The sequence below is a fragment of the Paenibacillus uliginis N3/975 genome (genome assembly GCF_900177425.1).
Classification (GTDB): domain Bacteria; phylum Bacillota; class Bacilli; order Paenibacillales; family Paenibacillaceae; genus Paenibacillus_AQ; species Paenibacillus_AQ uliginis.
The window spans coordinates 5,381,989-5,397,067 of the sequence record NZ_LT840184.1 but is presented as its reverse complement, the minus strand read 5'-3'; the positions used below and the strand labels follow the sequence as shown (position 1 = coordinate 5,397,067).

Sequence of the window (15,079 nt, the reverse complement as noted above, 5' to 3'; positions counted from 1 at the left end):
AACATGCTGCGTTTGGAAAATGTGTCGCACAGCTTCAAAAATGGCAATGAAGTGCTGAAGGTGCTTCATAACATTCAGTTTGAAGTCCAAAAAGGGGAGATGATCGCTCTTCTGGGCAGCTCCGGGTCGGGCAAATCCACTCTGCTCAATTTGATGGCAGGGCTGATGAAGCCGACAGAAGGCCATATTTATATTGCTGATCAGGATATCGTTAAGTTTGGGGAAAACAAGCTGGCAGAGTTTCGGCGCAAGCACATCGGATTTATTTTTCAGGCATATGAACTCATCCCTACGCTGACGATTCGGGAAAATGTAGAGCTTCCGCTCGTTTTTCAGTCCATTTCATCGTCTAAACGCCGCAAGAAAGCGATGGAGCTTCTTGAAATGACGGGGATTGGCGATAAGTCCGGAATGTATCCGGCCCAGCTGTCCGGCGGACAGCAGCAGCGTGTTAGTATTGCGCGTTCGCTGATCACTGAGCCTTCCGTTATTTTTGCGGACGAGCCGACAGGCAACTTGGATACTAAAACAGAAGAGGAAATTATCAGTATCATGATGAACCTCAACCAATCGATGAACACGACCTTTGTCATCGTAACCCATGAGATGGAAGTCGCCGCGCAGATGAAAAAAACGATCATGCTCCGTGACGGTTTTTTGGTGCAGCCGGAGGACTATCAGGCCCCAAAAACAGTTGATAAGGCGATGTATTCTGTCCCGGTTTTGTCCGGTGCCCCGGCCTGCGCGGATGAGGGAGGCGATGGCAAGTGAGACTTGCAGACAGTATGCGGCTGGCATGGGGTCAGATTAAGCGCCGTAAAGTAGTTACTGCCTTATGCATGACCGGTATTTCCATCGGCTGTGCGGCGATTATTGTTGCCCTTAGCCTCGGTAACTCCGCTCAGAGCTATTTGGAGAAAGAGATTATAGGGAGCCTGAAGCTTGACGAAATTAATGTTACCCCCCAAAGCTCGGGCGGTGGCGGTGGCGGTGGCGGTGGCGGTGGCGGTGGCGGTGCCAGTGGCGGTGCCAGTGGATCGGGCGAATCCGCCGGATGGGACCGCGGCTTGCTTACAGACGATAAGCTTGAAGTGATTAAAGGCTTTGATCATGTTAAATCCGCGATAGCTACTAAACGGGTCGGAAACTTTAGGTCCATATCGTCAGATAATTTAGTTAACCAAAACCTGTCTCTTGTCGCCATGGATCTCTCGCAGCTTAAAGAACAGGGGAATAAGTTTAAACAGGGTGGCCCTTTGGAGCAGCTTGGTGCCGTTGTGTTCAACTATGGAGCCACAACAGGGTGGATCGATAAGCAGACAAGTGAACGATTGAACCAAATGATGAGTACAGATCCCGAAAACCCGAAGCTGTGGGAAGAATGGCAAATGTATGAAAGCATGGTTTCGGATATGTACGGCAAAAACATTCAAATGGAGCGATGGGAGAACGAAAAGACAGTACTCAGCCCGCAGCTTTATGTAGGGGGCGTGCTCGATGTCCCCGTGGGAGAAAATGCTCAATTTGCTTTTTATGATCGTCAGGCATATGTATCTTTTGAAACCGCGGAATGGCTTAGCAACAGCCTAAGTCCACAGGGAGGCACGGCTCCGAAACAGCGGGTATACGATTCCCTTACGATTAAAGTGGATGATCTCGAAAGCATTAAGCCGCTGGAAGAATTGATTCAAAAGCTTTCGCTCAACGCGAGTGACAATTTGATGATGCGCGATCAGATTGCCTCTCAAATGAACACATTTAAGGCGATCGCACTGGGCGTTGGTGTATTCATTCTGTTATTGGCCTCCATATCTATTATTGTTGCCATGACGATGTCTACGCATCAGCGTCGACGGCAAATCGGCATTATGAAAGTGCTCGGGGCCAATATGCCGCAGATCCGCAACATGTTCATTGTTGAAGCCAGTTTGCTTGGGTTTTTGGGCGGTCTGCTTGGTATCGTATTCGCTAATTTGATTGTCACCGGGCTGAATTCATTCATTACAGCTTCTGCAGGCATGTCGGGGCTGCAGGTTGTAGTTACACTGGACACGCTGCCCATTGGAATTGCATTCGCTGTGATGACAGGGGTCATGTCAGGTATTTATCCGGCGATCAGCGCCGCAAGAACCAATGCATTGCTCGCGATTAAGCGGGATTAGGATTATGAATTAGCATCGGAAAGGGAGCTAAGGAGCATGAAGAAGATCATAAAATGGACGGTGCTTGTCGCTGTTCTGGCCTTCGTGGGCTATTGGGGATATGGAAAGATGAAGCCGGCAGCACCTGTCGATCCCATGATGGAAGAGCCGCAGGTCATTTCATTTCCTGTAACCGAGGAAACCATCATGTCGACCGTTCAGGTCAAGGGCAGGTCCGAGTATGGACGGGAAACGAATGTATACACACCTTTTGAAGCGAAGGTGTCATCCTGGAAAGTAGTGAACGGCCAACAGATCAAGAAAGGGGACATTCTCTTTAACCTGGAGCAAAAAGAGCTGCGCCAGCAGCTTCAACAGAAGGAAGCAGAGCAGAAGAAGCGGAAGTTGGAGCAGGAGAAGAAGAAGCAGGAGCAGGAGAAGAAGAAGAAGGAGCAGGAACTAGAGGAGTTCATTTTGAATCAGGGTTTGGACAATGCCCCACTTGGAGCTACGGAAGCCGAACGACTTAAGGCGTTAGCCGAGCAACTTAAGACGTTAACCGAGCAGGAAAATGCGCAGCTGAGCAGTCAGCTGGAAGAAGTAAACGACATTATTGAACGTCAGGCGATGGCTGACTTGCATGACAAATTGAATCTGTCTACGTACAGATCACCGGATTCAGGGATTTTTCTGTTCGACAGCACGCAAAAGCCGCAGCCGCAATCGGTGACAGCGAATCAATATATCGGAAAAATAGTTGATTTAAACTCTCTGCGCTTTGTGGCATATGTAGATGAAAATGATGTATTCAGCATTAAACCGGGCATGGCTGTCGAGGTGAAGATGCCTTCCATTAAGGACCTGCGCCTAAAGGGAAAAGTGGTGGAAGTGGCAAAATTCGCTGAGGCGGTCACCCAGGAGAAGCAAACTTCCCAGACACCACAGTTTAAGGTTATCATCTCGCTACCTAAAAATGACCGCTTAATCGGTGGGTTGACGCTCAACGGTGAGATTGTAAGCGAACAGAAGGATAAAGCCATTGTTGTTCCGAAGCTTGCTGTTCTGACTGAAGGCGGCGAATCGTACGTTATGGTGGACAAGGGAAATGGTCAAATTGAGCGGCAGGATATTAAGATCGGTATGGTAACGCTGGACAAAACAGAAGTTTTATCAGGACTTAAGGCCGGCGATTCAGTGGTCCTGCAGTAAAAGAAGATTCTATCTTAAAGAGCAGCGCTCTTCTCGGTATTTAGCCGGAAGGGTGCTGTTTTTTTATAAAGTGAGTCCGGGATACGAATCCATTTTTTTGATTTGAAGGACAAAGATAGAAATTTAGCCAGCGATTAAAATGTAACCGCTTCATATAAAGCGTTTTCAAAAGAAAACTCGTGAATTCTGGAGTAATATGTGGTTTAATGGACAAGAACGCAGGATTTTCGCATTTTTTGTAGTAATTATTAATGTTAGGTTTGCATCAACGGAATACTTAATTGTAAGCCGCGTAAACCGCATCATGCTAACGAAAAGGGAGATTTTGAGATGCATGTTCGTTCCTTTCAGTTGAGTGACTGTAACCAAGTAACTGAGCTTTTACAGATTGCTTTGTCGGAAGAATGCTACGAAAATACGATGGAACCTTTTTCCAGACAGCTTGCCTGGGATTCAGACCTGATTATGGTAGCAGAAGAAGATGGCGAAATTGTTGGTGCCTTGATTGGGACCATCGAACGCAATAGTGGGTGTTATTACCGCATTGCCATTCATCCCGATTACCGTAGACAAGGAATTGGAAAAGCCCTTGTCGAGGCTATGGAACAGCGGTTCCAATCCCGTAAGGTCAGCCGGATTCTCGTTGCCGGTGATGAACATAATGCAGCTGCGATGCCGTTGTATGAAGCGATGGGATACGGCGCAAATAAAATCCTGACAGCCTTCCAGAAGCTGAGCATAGTAGCTCAGCCGTAATGGTCAGATCGGATTAAACTGGTTTCACGACATGTGTCCAAATGGACGCGTAAAAGCGGGAAACGACATTTATTTCTATATGAAGCATATCTATCGACCGTTGCAAATGGGAGAGAGATATGCTTTTCTATTAATGTACCAATTTATATAGCGGTCTCCAAGTGGAGGCTAACTTGATAGTAAAGAAGGTGTAGCATGGGACAAGTAATTCCACCGGGTTCGAGTGAGAATGGAGATGCATCGAATTCCCAAGGGAAACCGGCCGAGAAGAATAGCTGGGCTGCTGAGCTGTGGGATTGGGTTAAGACGATTGCCATTGCATTTTGTATCATGGTTCTACTGAATATGTTTGTCTTTAATCTGTCTATGGTTAAAGGAGAATCGATGAAGCCGACACTGGAAGCGTCCGAGCGGCTGTTTATCAATAAATTGGTATACCGCTTTGCTGATCCAAACCGCGGTGACGTGATTGTGCTGAAGGATCCAAGTACCGGTCCGGACAGAAAGGAATTTCTTGTAAAAAGGGTTATTGGCCTTCCAGGTGACACGGTCGAGGTCAAGGGACATATTCTTTATGTGAATGGTGAGGCGCAAGAGGAACCTTATACAGACGTTCCGATCGAAGATCCTGATTTCGGTCCGGTTACCTTAGAGGAAGGCCGTTATTTTGTCATGGGTGATAACCGCCATCTTCGAAAGAGCAAGGACAGCCGCGAATTCGGAAGTGTAAAGGAGTCGGACATCGTAGGACGGGCGGAGTTTATTCTTTGGCCGTTGTCTAAAATAAAGGGACTGTAAGGCTCAAACAGGAAAGGAGGCGCTGGAGATGACTTCACGACTTGGAGCCTACGCTCCTTCGTCCTCCGTTTGGGAGGAATTGAAAGAAGAGCTGAAGCGGGCTGCGCCCAGCATGGGCATTGATGATATAGGGTTCGCTTCGGCAGACCCGTTTGTGTCGCTGAAATCGATTCTGCAAAAGCACCGGGATAAAGGGTATGAATCCGGGTTCGAAGAGCCTGATCTTGATAAAAGGGTCACTCCCTCACTACCGGGAACGACTCCAGCTTCGATCATTGCAATAGCTGTAGCCTATCCGTCCAAAATGAGCAATCCGCCCAAATCGGAGCCCGGTAAATATCGGGGGATTATGGCCCGCTCGGCTTGGGGTAGGGATTATCACCATGTGTTGCGGGAAGCGATGGCGAAGCTTGAGGCATTTATCCGTGAACGTGTTCCGGATGCAGTCCTTGAGAGCATGGTAGATACCGGAGCTTTGGTTGATAGAGCAGTTTCGCAACGGGCCGGAATCGGCTTCAGCGCTAAAAACTGTGCTATTATTTCTCCGAAATACGGTTCTTGGATTTACCTTGGTGAAATGGTAACCAGCATTCCTTTTCCGCCGGACTCACCGGTGACGGAAGACTGTGGAGAATGCACCAAATGTATTGATGCTTGCCCTACAGGTGCCCTCGTGGGACCGGGGCAGCTGAACGCACAGCGATGTGTATCTTTTCTTACTCAAACTAAAGGATTTCTGGATGAAGAAGTGATGCGCAAAATCGGTAACAGGCTGTATGGATGTGATACCTGTCAAATCGTCTGTCCTAAGAACAAAGGCTTGAACTGGACACAGCACGAGGAATTGCAGCCTGATCCCGAAAAGGCGAAGCCGCTTCTTCTCCCAATCCTTGATATGAGCAACCGCGAATTTAAAGAAACATTCGGCGATACTTCGGCAGCATGGCGCGGGAGGAAACCGATTCAGCGCAATGCCGTGATCGCCCTTGGCAACTTTAAAGACGCTTCGGCAGTACCGAAGCTCAGCGAGGTGCTGCTGAAAGATCCGCGTCCGGAGCTGCGGGGAACTGCCGCATGGGCTCTGGGCCGCATTGGAGGCGAAGAAGCTTTGAACAACTTAGAAAAAGGCATGAAATCGGAACAGGATCATAAAGTACGTAACATGCTGACACAAGCCTTGAATAAATTGCAGCCGGAGACTAAGGCAGTAGCAGAGACAGAGAAACAAGAAGGCGTCCAGCATTCCTCTCAACAATCGGAAGAAGCAGGACAGGATGTGCAGTCACCAGGCACCTCTTCGGTCAACATTGCACCGAAGGGAGTAGAACCTATGGCTGCTCCGACTATTGAAAGTGATGTTTTGTATTACAATGAGGTACACACGCCGATTGGAACATTGACGGTTGTAGCGTCTGATCTGGGGCTGTGTTTGATTGAGTTTGGCACCTTTACCGTCAAAGAGGCTGTGCTGCAGCAGTGGTCGCGGACCTGGGCTGGAGGTGTCGGATATGAGCGCAATGAAGAGCGTCTGGCTGACGTTACATCTCAGATAAAGCAGTATTTTGAGGGGACATTGAAGGAATTTACGATACCTCTCGATATGCGTGGAACGCAGTTCCAGCTGCAGGTATGGGAAGCCCTTAAGGAAATTCCTTACGGTGAAATCTGTTCATACAAAGATATTGCTGACGCCATAGAACGGCCGAAAGCGGTTCGTGCCGTCGGAGGTGCAAATAACAAAAATCCGGTTCCGATTATCGTTCCTTGCCATCGTGTAATTGGAATGGACGGCACGCTTGTGGGTTACGGCGGAGGACTGGAGATCAAACGATCTCTGCTTACGCTGGAAGGATATCTTCCGGATCGTAAAGGCCTTTAAAAATCAGGCGGTAAAAAGACCAGAGACCCACGGTTTTTTCATTTGCTGTCCTCAAAAGGACATGCTATGATAGGTTCGTATATGCGCCATTAAATGGTAAATATTAGTATGTAAAAGGTGGTCAAGTCATGAATATTGTTATTCCGATTATTACATTAATCGTGGGTCTGGTCGGCGGATTTTTTATCGGTGTGTTTTATCTCCGCAAACAGTTGGAGAAAATGCAAAGTGATCCGCAAATGCTGCAAAAGATGGCTAAACAGATGGGTTACAATCTGAACGGTAAACAAATGCAGAAAGCGCAGCAAATGATGAAAAACCAGCCTGCGTCGGGCAAAGGCCAAGGACGCAAGCGTAAATAAAGGATTAAGAGTATAACCGTTTGTTTTTTAACGGAAAGGGGGATATACCGTGGCGGGCGTAAAAGATTATGTTAACAATAAAGTTGGGGAACATCGTGAGCAGATTGAATACCATGTAGAGCAAATTCTTAAGTTGATCGGTGAAGATACCGAGCGAGAGGGATTGCTGGAGACACCTGCCCGCGTGACACGGATGTACGAGGAGATTTTTGCCGGTTACGAGATCGATCCCCGTGACGTGCTCGGCGTCACGTTTGACGAGCAGCATGAGGAATTGGTTATCGTGAAGGACATCGTGTACTACAGCCAATGCGAGCACCATATGGCGCCGTTTTTCGGTAAAGTGCACATCGGTTATGTTCCTAGTGGCAAGATTGCAGGCTTAAGCAAGCTTGCACGCCTGGTAGAGGCGGTTACGCGCCGACTACAAGTACAAGAGCGTATCACTTCCCAGATTGCGAACATTATGGTTGAGGTGCTTCAACCACAAGGTGTTATGGTCGTAGTAGAAGGTGAGCATCTGTGCATGTGTGCTCGCGGCGTTAAGAAACCCGGCAGCAAGACGATTACTTCGGCGGTACGGGGAACATTCCAAAGCGATTCGGCACAGCGCGCCGAATTTATGTCGCTGATTAAGAACTAAGACTCATCTTAGATGAGTGATATAGAGAAGGCTCCGCCGGTTTTTCGGCGGAGCCTTTTTTTGAAACTTCCGCCGTCTTTAAAGGACGGCATAGCCGTTTCTACTTGAAGAGATTAGAAAGGCTGCCACATAAGTTTCTTCGCCTGCTCGAAGCGCTCCGCTGCCTCTGGCCAATATATGACGTTCCACCAGTCTTTGATGTAATCCTTGCGATTGTTCTGGTGCTTAAGATAATAGGCGTGCTCCCATACATCGAGGGCAAGGATAGGGACGACATCCCACTGGGACAAGTTTTGATGTTTTTCAGCCTGCAGTATTTCTAGACGGTGGCTGCGAGGGCTCCAGACCAGGATCGCCCAGCCGCCTCCCTCGACTTTATCCGCCGCTTCCGTAAACTGCTTCTTGAATCGCTCGAAGCTTCCAAAATCTTTTTTGATTTGCTGTGCAAGCTCTCCCTGGGGAGCTCCGCCGCCCTTCGGGTTCATGATGGTCCAGAATAAAGTGTGAAGATAATGGCCCGCGCCGTTAAACGCAAGCTCACGCTCCCAATGCTTGATCAGATCGAAATTGCCGGTTTTGCGAGCTTCCTCCAGTTTGGTCTCTGCCTTGTTAAGACCGTCAACATAACTTTGATGATGTTTGTCATGGTGGATGCGCATGGTCTTCTCATCAATGTATGGTTCAAGCGCATTATACGGATAAGGAAGTGGAGGAAGACGGTGACCTCCGATAGGGACAGGTTGTTGCTTGGAAGGGGGGGAGGAGACGCTTTGGATGACGGCTTCAATTTCCTCGACCTGAAACGGTGTGGCTACCGGGTCCTTTAAAGCACCTGGGATAAGATCAGGATGATCGATCAGACGTTTCAGTGCCCCAGGTTGGCTGAGCTCCTCCAGAACCTCAATGAAATATTCTGACTCCCGGATAATGTGAAGCAGTACCGTATCGGCAAGGGGGACTTGCCTTACGGCAGCACTGTTGCTCTTCATCATATACAGATGGCGTATGAATTCCTTCGATTGTTCGATGGAGACCCGCAGCAGCAGTTCGATCTGGGCGATAAGTTGTGGAGACAGCGGGCCCGGGGAAGCAAGGACTTGACTGAGCAGCTGATCCGCCACCTTTTCCGTTTCTCCGAATACAACAGCCCAATCGTCTAGCAGTTTGACATAAGGAGCCTCGAGACCGGGGACAATCGCTTTAATGACTTCCGTATGTTCCATCTCCTGACGTTTCCAGAAGCGGACTTCTTCCAAAATCCTTGCCGGGAGCATCGCTCCGTAAATATACAGCATGAACTATTCCTCCTGTCACATTCCTTCACTATGAAACTATATTCGTATACCAGCCTGTATTATGAAGTTGAACAGCAGAAAAAAGCCCGCATCTGATACATGAGGCGGACTTTGGGGTGGATCATATTAAGTTTAAGCTGTACCGGTATATTATTCAGGCATAGGTCCGTCGGGAGATTGCAGCTTTCCGAGGAATGTGGACACTCGGCGTAAATACTCGCGTGGATATTCCCGGAATATGAGTTCATGACGTGAGCCCTCGACAATCCACGAATCGGAATCGGGATGGGTCTGGTTGGCCGCAATTTTTTCCGCGATCGGATAAGGCGCCTTGTCGTCTTTCGTACCGTGTATGAATAGCGTCGGGAACGGATAGTCGTTCTTTTTAACTTCCGTGTAAGGAATTTGGTCGAGACTCGTGCCGTTCAAGACAGGAAACAACAGCTCCAATATTTCAAGTGACGGATGGCGGGGCAGATCAATCTGGTTTTTAATGTTGTGATACAGGGTGTCCGGTTCCAGCAAAAAAGAGCTGTCGAGTATCATTGCATCGACATCCTTGGTTTCCAAACCAGCCTGTAAAGCCGTTCCTGCTCCCATGGAGAAACCCCAGACGACGATTTGCTTCGCACCACGCTGCTTGGCCAGTTGAATGGCACCGAGAAGCTGCCGTTTCTCTTCTTTACCTCCAGTAGCAACCTCTTTGCTGGTCTGGGATGCAAAACCATAATCGAACATGAGCACATTAAAGTTCAGATTGTGCGCGTAGTGGGCAAGGTCGTACATCGGAATCCACGTTTCCTCACGATTGGCTCCGTAACCATGACTAAATACGATCGTCCGCGAGGAGTTTTCCGCAGGAATGTACCAGCCGCTCATATTCTTTTTCCCGTCGATTGAAGGAAAAAGCACATTCTCATATTCCATATCCTTCGCAAGTTTTGGGTTGGAGTAGAGGGGGGCTACGGTAGGATTCGACAAAACCCAGGCGATATAGGCATGCAGAGCTATGAAGCAAAATACGAGAAAGAACACGACTGACAAAATGAGAGCAAGAAAAATATGTTTGAACCGGATCATACGGGTAGAAAGACCGGTCGCTGTATCGTTCATTTGGGAGAGTGGGGCGTTATTACCAGTGACCATGCTCATGAGTGGCCCCTCCTTACCATGAATTCTTTCATTAAAATGAAAATTTATAAATTATAATTATCGTATGCCGGGACGAGATCAAAGTCAATGTAAATTAGGAGATTGTTAGACAAATGTAAAATGAGGAATTTCAGTTTACTTCCCGTCTTTTTTTTCATATAATTCTTGTAACCAGGTTTCATGTGATGAAACACGAGAGGAGGAAACCGGGTATGGAAGATCGCAAATTAACGGTGCGTGCCGTTGAACGGGCGCTTGATATATTAATGTGTTTTACAAAGAATCATGAATTGGCTTTAACGGAAATTTCCTCTCTCATTGGACTGCATAAAAGTACGGTACATCGACTGATGACCACTTTGGAGGAAAAAGGATTTGTCGTTCGGGATAGCCGAACGGACAAATACCGGCTAGGGATGAAAATATGGGAGCTGTCAACGCATTTATCGCACAGTGACGATCCGGCGGTATTGCTGCTGCCCGCCATGGAATCGCTTCGCGATCGGCTGGGGGAAACAGTAAGCCTGTATCTCCGGGATGGTGCGGAACGTATCCGTATACAGGCCGTACAAAGCAATCAGGCGATACGCCGGGTTGCCCAGGTGGGTACACGACTGCCGCTATCAGTAGGAGCATCCAGCAAAGTGCTGGTGGCTTATGCGTCTCCTTCGGACCAAGAAGAGCTGCTCAACTTGCCGAATTGGCCTGATGTGGTGGACAAGGAGCAGTACCGCCGTCAATTGGTTGAAATTGTGGAGAAGGGCTATGCGATAAGTATTGAGGAACGCGAGCCTGGCGCAGCGGCTGTATCCGTTCCGATTATAGACCGGAGCGGTAAAATTGCCGCGGCGCTGTCGATGTCAGGGCCGGTTAACCGTCTGTCTGCAGAGACGCTACGTGAATATGCCCCGGTGCTCAGGGAAGCGGCAAGAGAAATGGGCTTGATGATTTGATGATTCAGGAAACAAAACAACCGGACTTCCGTATTTGGATGTCCGGTTGTTTGTTTTAACGGTTAATATCACACTTGTTCATAATGAACGAGATTTGATTCTCCATCCGGATGCGTTCCTGAGTTTCCGTATCTTCTGCACCCAGGCCCCGAAGGGCTGCCAGCTCCTGCTTGAGCTGATGAAGGTCGTCTCCAGCCCGACTTTCCCTATTATGGAGGATTCACCTCAACTTATTCATTGCCCCAAGGTCTGACTAAACTACACCAGCTTCCTCCGAATTGCTCCGGAAATCATATCAATCACGGTAATCATAATGATGATTCCGAGCAAAATGATTCCGACGCGGTCCCAGTTGCGGGAGCTCAATGCGAAGATCAACGGAGTTCCGATGCCCCCTGCGCCGATCACACCGAGAATCGTTGCGGAGCGCAGATTAATCTCAAACCGGTATAACGTGTACGACAAAAAACCAGGCAGGACTTGGGGGATGACGGCAAACCAAAGGATTTGCAGACGGCTTGCTCCCGAGGCGATCAGCGCCTCTGTGGGACCCTTGTCCATGTTCTCCACTTCGTCGGCAAACAGCTTCCCGAGCATCCCGACGGAATGTAGTCCGAGGGCTAACACGCCTGCAAAGGATCCGGGTCCCACTGCCTTGATGAATAGGATTGCCATGATGATTTCCGGGAAGGTTCGGATAAAGCTTAGAACCAGCTTACCCGATCCGGACACCCACTTTGACCGGCTCATATTGACTGCGGCCCAGAAGGCGAACGGAATACAGAGCACCGTAGAAATGATAGTGCCTAAGATAGAAATCGCCAGTGTGTCCAGCAGTCCTCGGAGCAAGTCCTCGCCATCAGGCAAGTAAACGTAATCCCAGTCAGGCGAGAAGATGCCGGACATAATCGCTGCTGTAATTTGACCTGCCGTTTCTTTGATTCCCGTATACGGAATGCCGGCAAAGGCCCAAATGTAAATTGCAGCAAGCAGTACATAGATAAGCCATCGATAACGGTTTTTTTTCGGTTTCAGTACAATTTCATTCCAGGATTTCGTCATAACAATTTCTCCCGCATCTTCGTGCTTATATAATCGATGATCAGAACGACAGCTAGTGTGAAAATAATAATCATGCACGTCTTATCATATTCCAGAAATCCTAACGTGACTTCATAGTAGTGGCCGATGCCCCCGGCACCGACCAGGCCGAGAATCGCGGCCGCCCGAACGTTGATTTCGAATGTGTAGAGGACGAACGAGATGAAGTGAGCCTGAATCTGCGGAATGACGCCGTAAACGACACGCTGCACGGAGTTGGCACCGACAGAGGTCATCGCTTCCAGAGGTCCGCGGTCAATGGTCTCCAGAGCTTCATACGTGAGCTTGGCGATCAGGCCTAACGAGAACACAGATAGAGCGAATATGCCAGGTAAAGGCCCGAGCCCGAAAATCGCCACAAATATCGCGGCCAAGAGCAAATCCGGGATCGTTCGGATGAGATTTAATATAAGACGGACCGGGTGATGAACCCACTTGCTCTTTGTCAAATTGCTTGCGCACAGTAGGGCGACCGGAACGGCTGCAATCGCGCCAAGTGTTGTGCCCACTAACGCCATGCGGATCGTCTCCAGCATGGCGTCCAGGATATTGTCGAAGTAACTCCACTTCGGCGGGAACATTTCCTTAAGGAGATCCAGCATATTGGGTACTCCCTCGACAAGTTCCTTAATTGTGGCGTCCGTCTGAACGGCACTTCCCCATAGCAGCAGAAGAATGACGGCCGCGGTCAAATAATGCTTCAGCTTGCTTGGGGCTTGAGGGCGTTCCGATTCCATCTGGGTATTCATAGGATGGGTTCTCCTAGTAATTCGTCCTGCTTCAGCGGGCGTCCGTAAATTTCCGCAAAACGCTCATCCGTCGCTTCCGATACGGGGCCATCGAATACAACCTCACCTGCCCGGAGGCCGATAATCCGCGTGGCGTATTGACGGGCTAAATCAACAAAGTGCAAATTCACGATCGTCGTAATGTCGAACTCCAGATTGATCCGTTTCAAGTCATCCATGACCTGCGTTGTGGTTAGGGGGTCCAAAGAAGCTACGGGTTCATCGGCTAAGATGTATTTGGCTTCCTGTGCCAGTACGCGGGCGATCGCCACACGCTGCTGCTGTCCGCCGGAGAGCTCGTCAGCTCGCGAATAGGCCTTCTCGACGATATTGACACGGTCCAGTGCCTGAAAGGCCAAGTCGATATCCTTCTTCGGAAACAGTCCAAGCACCGTGCGCAGGGTAGAGTGATAACCGACGCGGCCCGCGAGTACATTGCGAAGTACGGTGGTGCGCTTGACCAGGTTGAAGCTCTGGAAGATCATGCCGATATCCCGGCGAATCTTCCGTAGCGGTTTGCCGGATGCTTTTGTTATGGATTTTCCGTCAATGAGGATGTCGCCTTCGGTAATGTCATGAAGGCGGTTCATGGAGCGTAGCAAAGTTGACTTGCCAGCGCCCGACAGTCCGACAATGGCTACAAATTCCCCTTTGTCTATCGTCAGATTGATCTGGTTCAGCCCCTTTGTCCCATTGGGATATACCTTGGATACATTGCGCATCTCTATCACGTAAACACCATTCCTTTATGCGTTATCGTAAAAAATAGCATAGCCAGCCACAGTGCAGATAGCACTCTGACTGGCTCTTCAAAAATACCCATCATCAACCTCGATTCCTCAATGCGATGAGGGGCCGGATTCGTTAGACTATTCGGTCTTGACCTTCTCGCCATATTCACGGACGATTTCGAAGATGCTGTCCTCCGATTTCACATAGCCCTCGTGCGTATAAATATCGGCAATAATGGCGTGGCCTTCAGTGTCCTTGCCGATCTCAATGAAGGCGTTTTGGAGCTTCTCGATCCATTCTGGGCTCATATCGGAGCGAACGGTAACGGTATCATTCGGAATTTTATCGGTATAAGTCAGGACGCGAGTATCCTCAAAAACGTTTGGATAGTCGTTCTTCACGATATTTCGTGCATCCTGGAAAATCGCGGCCGCATCTACATCGCCGTTCAATACAGCGAGAACGCCTTGGTCATGGCCTTTTACGGTGATGGCTTCCACATCTTTCAACGGGTCCAGTCCGGCCTCGATCAGCTTCCCGGCAGGCCATACATAACCTGCGGATGAGGTCACATTTTGGTAGGCGATTTTTTTGCCCTTCAGATCGGCAACGGTCTTGATTCCGGAGTCTTTCTTTACGATGATCATCGCTTTGTAGAAGTCAACCAACTCATTTGTTGGCTCACCGGTCTCATCTTTTACTCCATAGCGCTGGGCTTGAAGGATTACTTCTGCGGCGCCTTTTTCTTTAGCCAGGACGTAAGCGGTTGGCGGCAGGAAGCCGACATCGACTTTTTTGGAAGCCATCGCTTCGATAATCGTGTTAAAGTCGGTCGATACGCTCACTTCTATCGGTATGCCAAGCCGGTCGGACAGCAGCTTCTCCAATGGTTTGGCCTTGGCTTCAAGCGTATCCGCATTTTGGGAAGGGACAAACTGTACGGTGAGCTTTTCGGGAACGTAACCGGTATCAATCGTTGCTGCGTTATTCGAGGCGTTATCTTGCGGTTTGTCTTGAGCGGAGTTTGTCGCGCTATTATTAGCGGCCGCTTCTTTAGTGGTGCTGCTGACCGGGGAGTTAGCCCCGCAACCGCTTATGACTGCGATAGATAAGAACAGGGGCATAACAAATTTCACGATTTTTCTCAAACGATATGACCTCCACACATTCTATTTTTCATTACTTATATAACTATAAAAACAGTTTATTAAGCCGTTGTTATCCGAATGTTAATTTTTTGAAAAAAGTATGTAATTTTAATATAAAACTT

The 15,079-nt window shown here is 48.8% G+C and carries 16 protein-coding genes; 9 read left to right on the top strand and 7 right to left on the bottom strand.

Features of this window, described 5'->3' with window-relative positions:
* Window positions 1-3 precede the first annotated feature (3 nt).
* From B9N86_RS25205 to folE, 8 genes are all read left to right on the top strand, one after another.
* On the top strand, window positions 4-771 hold the full coding sequence (locus tag B9N86_RS25205; RefSeq protein ID WP_244563169.1) for an ABC transporter ATP-binding protein: 768 nt from the start codon (window positions 4-6) through the stop codon (window positions 769-771).
* A complete protein-coding gene (locus B9N86_RS25200; protein WP_244562843.1) occupies window positions 768-2,162 on the top strand; it encodes an ABC transporter permease in 1,395 nt (464 codons plus the stop codon). The genes B9N86_RS25205 and B9N86_RS25200 overlap by 4 nt, the downstream gene beginning before the upstream one ends.
* 36 nt (window positions 2,163-2,198) lie before the next feature.
* On the top strand, window positions 2,199-3,350 hold the full coding sequence (locus B9N86_RS25195; protein ID WP_208915828.1) for an efflux RND transporter periplasmic adaptor subunit: 1,152 nt from the start codon (window positions 2,199-2,201) through the stop codon (window positions 3,348-3,350).
* Window positions 3,351-3,680: 330 nt separating this feature from the next.
* On the top strand, window positions 3,681-4,106 hold the full coding sequence (locus tag B9N86_RS25190) for a GNAT family N-acetyltransferase (protein WP_208915827.1): 426 nt from the start codon (window positions 3,681-3,683) through the stop codon (window positions 4,104-4,106).
* 195 nt (window positions 4,107-4,301) lie between these two features.
* Window positions 4,302-4,904 (top strand): signal peptidase I, encoded by a 603-nt coding sequence (lepB, locus tag B9N86_RS25185; RefSeq protein ID WP_208915826.1) that lies wholly within the window; start codon window positions 4,302-4,304, stop codon window positions 4,902-4,904.
* 28 nt (window positions 4,905-4,932) lie between these two features.
* The gene (queG, locus tag B9N86_RS25180; protein WP_208915825.1) at window positions 4,933-6,783 is read left to right on the top strand and encodes a tRNA epoxyqueuosine(34) reductase QueG; all 1,851 of its coding nucleotides are present in this window, start codon (window positions 4,933-4,935) and stop codon (window positions 6,781-6,783) included.
* A 128-nt stretch (window positions 6,784-6,911) separates the two neighbouring features.
* Window positions 6,912-7,145, top strand: coding sequence for a YneF family protein (locus tag B9N86_RS25175; RefSeq protein ID WP_208915824.1), 234 nt, complete (start codon window positions 6,912-6,914; stop codon window positions 7,143-7,145).
* A 49-nt stretch (window positions 7,146-7,194) separates the two neighbouring features.
* A complete protein-coding gene (gene folE / locus B9N86_RS25170) occupies window positions 7,195-7,788 on the top strand; it encodes a GTP cyclohydrolase I FolE (protein WP_208915823.1) in 594 nt (197 codons plus the stop codon).
* A gap of 113 nt (window positions 7,789-7,901) precedes the next feature.
* Here folE and B9N86_RS25165 read toward each other — a convergent pair whose 3' ends face one another.
* Together B9N86_RS25165 and B9N86_RS25160 are read right to left on the bottom strand one after the other, a co-directional pair.
* Window positions 7,902-9,083 carry a Fe-Mn family superoxide dismutase gene (locus B9N86_RS25165; protein WP_208915822.1) on the bottom strand — a complete coding sequence of 394 codons (1,182 nt, stop codon included), beginning with the start codon at window positions 9,081-9,083 and terminating at the stop codon, window positions 7,902-7,904.
* Between the two features lie 150 nt (window positions 9,084-9,233).
* On the bottom strand, window positions 9,234-10,235 hold the full coding sequence (locus B9N86_RS25160; RefSeq protein WP_208915821.1) for an alpha/beta hydrolase: 1,002 nt from the start codon (window positions 10,233-10,235) through the stop codon (window positions 9,234-9,236).
* 212 nt (window positions 10,236-10,447) lie between these two features.
* Between B9N86_RS25160 and B9N86_RS25155 the strand changes: the two genes are divergently transcribed.
* Window positions 10,448-11,188 (top strand): IclR family transcriptional regulator, encoded by a 741-nt coding sequence (locus B9N86_RS25155; protein ID WP_208915820.1) that lies wholly within the window; start codon window positions 10,448-10,450, stop codon window positions 11,186-11,188.
* A 55-nt stretch (window positions 11,189-11,243) separates the two neighbouring features.
* Here B9N86_RS25155 and B9N86_RS30500 read toward each other — a convergent pair whose 3' ends face one another.
* From B9N86_RS30500 to B9N86_RS25130, 5 genes are all read right to left on the bottom strand, one after another.
* Entirely contained in the window at window positions 11,244-11,408 is a 165-nt protein-coding gene (locus B9N86_RS30500) for a DUF2524 domain-containing protein (RefSeq protein ID WP_244563168.1), read from the bottom strand.
* A gap of 38 nt (window positions 11,409-11,446) precedes the next feature.
* Entirely contained in the window at window positions 11,447-12,250 is an 804-nt protein-coding gene (gene phnE / locus B9N86_RS25150; protein ID WP_208915819.1) for a phosphonate ABC transporter, permease protein PhnE, read from the bottom strand.
* On the bottom strand, window positions 12,247-13,038 hold the full coding sequence (gene phnE / locus B9N86_RS25145; RefSeq protein ID WP_208915818.1) for a phosphonate ABC transporter, permease protein PhnE: 792 nt from the start codon (window positions 13,036-13,038) through the stop codon (window positions 12,247-12,249). Before phnE (B9N86_RS25145) ends, phnE (B9N86_RS25150) begins: the two co-directional genes overlap by 4 nt.
* A complete protein-coding gene (phnC, locus tag B9N86_RS25140) occupies window positions 13,035-13,808 on the bottom strand; it encodes a phosphonate ABC transporter ATP-binding protein (RefSeq protein WP_208915817.1) in 774 nt (257 codons plus the stop codon). Before phnC ends, phnE (B9N86_RS25145) begins: the two co-directional genes overlap by 4 nt.
* Window positions 13,809-13,946: 138 nt before the next feature.
* Window positions 13,947-14,933 carry a phosphate/phosphite/phosphonate ABC transporter substrate-binding protein gene (locus B9N86_RS25130; RefSeq protein ID WP_208920736.1) on the bottom strand — a complete coding sequence of 329 codons (987 nt, stop codon included), beginning with the start codon at window positions 14,931-14,933 and terminating at the stop codon, window positions 13,947-13,949.
* Window positions 14,934-15,079 lie beyond the last annotated feature (146 nt).

Bases quoted from the DNA above. Each gene is read 5' to 3' on its own strand.
- B9N86_RS25205 (WP_244563169.1), top strand. From the start codon at position 4: ATGCTGCGTTTGGAAAATGTGTCGCACAGCTTCAAAAATGGCAATGAA.
- B9N86_RS25195 (WP_208915828.1), top strand. From the start codon at position 2,199: ATGAAGAAGATCATAAAATGGACGGTGCTTGTCGCTGTTCTGGCCTTC.
- B9N86_RS25190 (WP_208915827.1), top strand. From the start codon at position 3,681: ATGCATGTTCGTTCCTTTCAGTTGAGTGACTGTAACCAAGTAACTGAG.
- lepB (WP_208915826.1), top strand. From the start codon at position 4,302: ATGGGACAAGTAATTCCACCGGGTTCGAGTGAGAATGGAGATGCATCG.
- queG (WP_208915825.1), top strand. From the start codon at position 4,933: ATGACTTCACGACTTGGAGCCTACGCTCCTTCGTCCTCCGTTTGGGAG.
- B9N86_RS25175 (WP_208915824.1), top strand. From the start codon at position 6,912: ATGAATATTGTTATTCCGATTATTACATTAATCGTGGGTCTGGTCGGC.
- B9N86_RS25165 (WP_208915822.1), bottom strand. From the start codon at position 9,083: ATGCTGTATATTTACGGAGCGATGCTCCCGGCAAGGATTTTGGAAGAA.
- B9N86_RS25160 (WP_208915821.1), bottom strand. From the start codon at position 10,235: ATGAGCATGGTCACTGGTAATAACGCCCCACTCTCCCAAATGAACGAT.
- B9N86_RS25155 (WP_208915820.1), top strand. From the start codon at position 10,448: ATGGAAGATCGCAAATTAACGGTGCGTGCCGTTGAACGGGCGCTTGAT.
- phnE (WP_208915819.1), bottom strand. From the start codon at position 12,250: ATGACGAAATCCTGGAATGAAATTGTACTGAAACCGAAAAAAAACCGT.
- phnE (WP_208915818.1), bottom strand. From the start codon at position 13,038: ATGAATACCCAGATGGAATCGGAACGCCCTCAAGCCCCAAGCAAGCTG.
- B9N86_RS25130 (WP_208920736.1), bottom strand. From the start codon at position 14,933: ATGCCCCTGTTCTTATCTATCGCAGTCATAAGCGGTTGCGGGGCTAAC.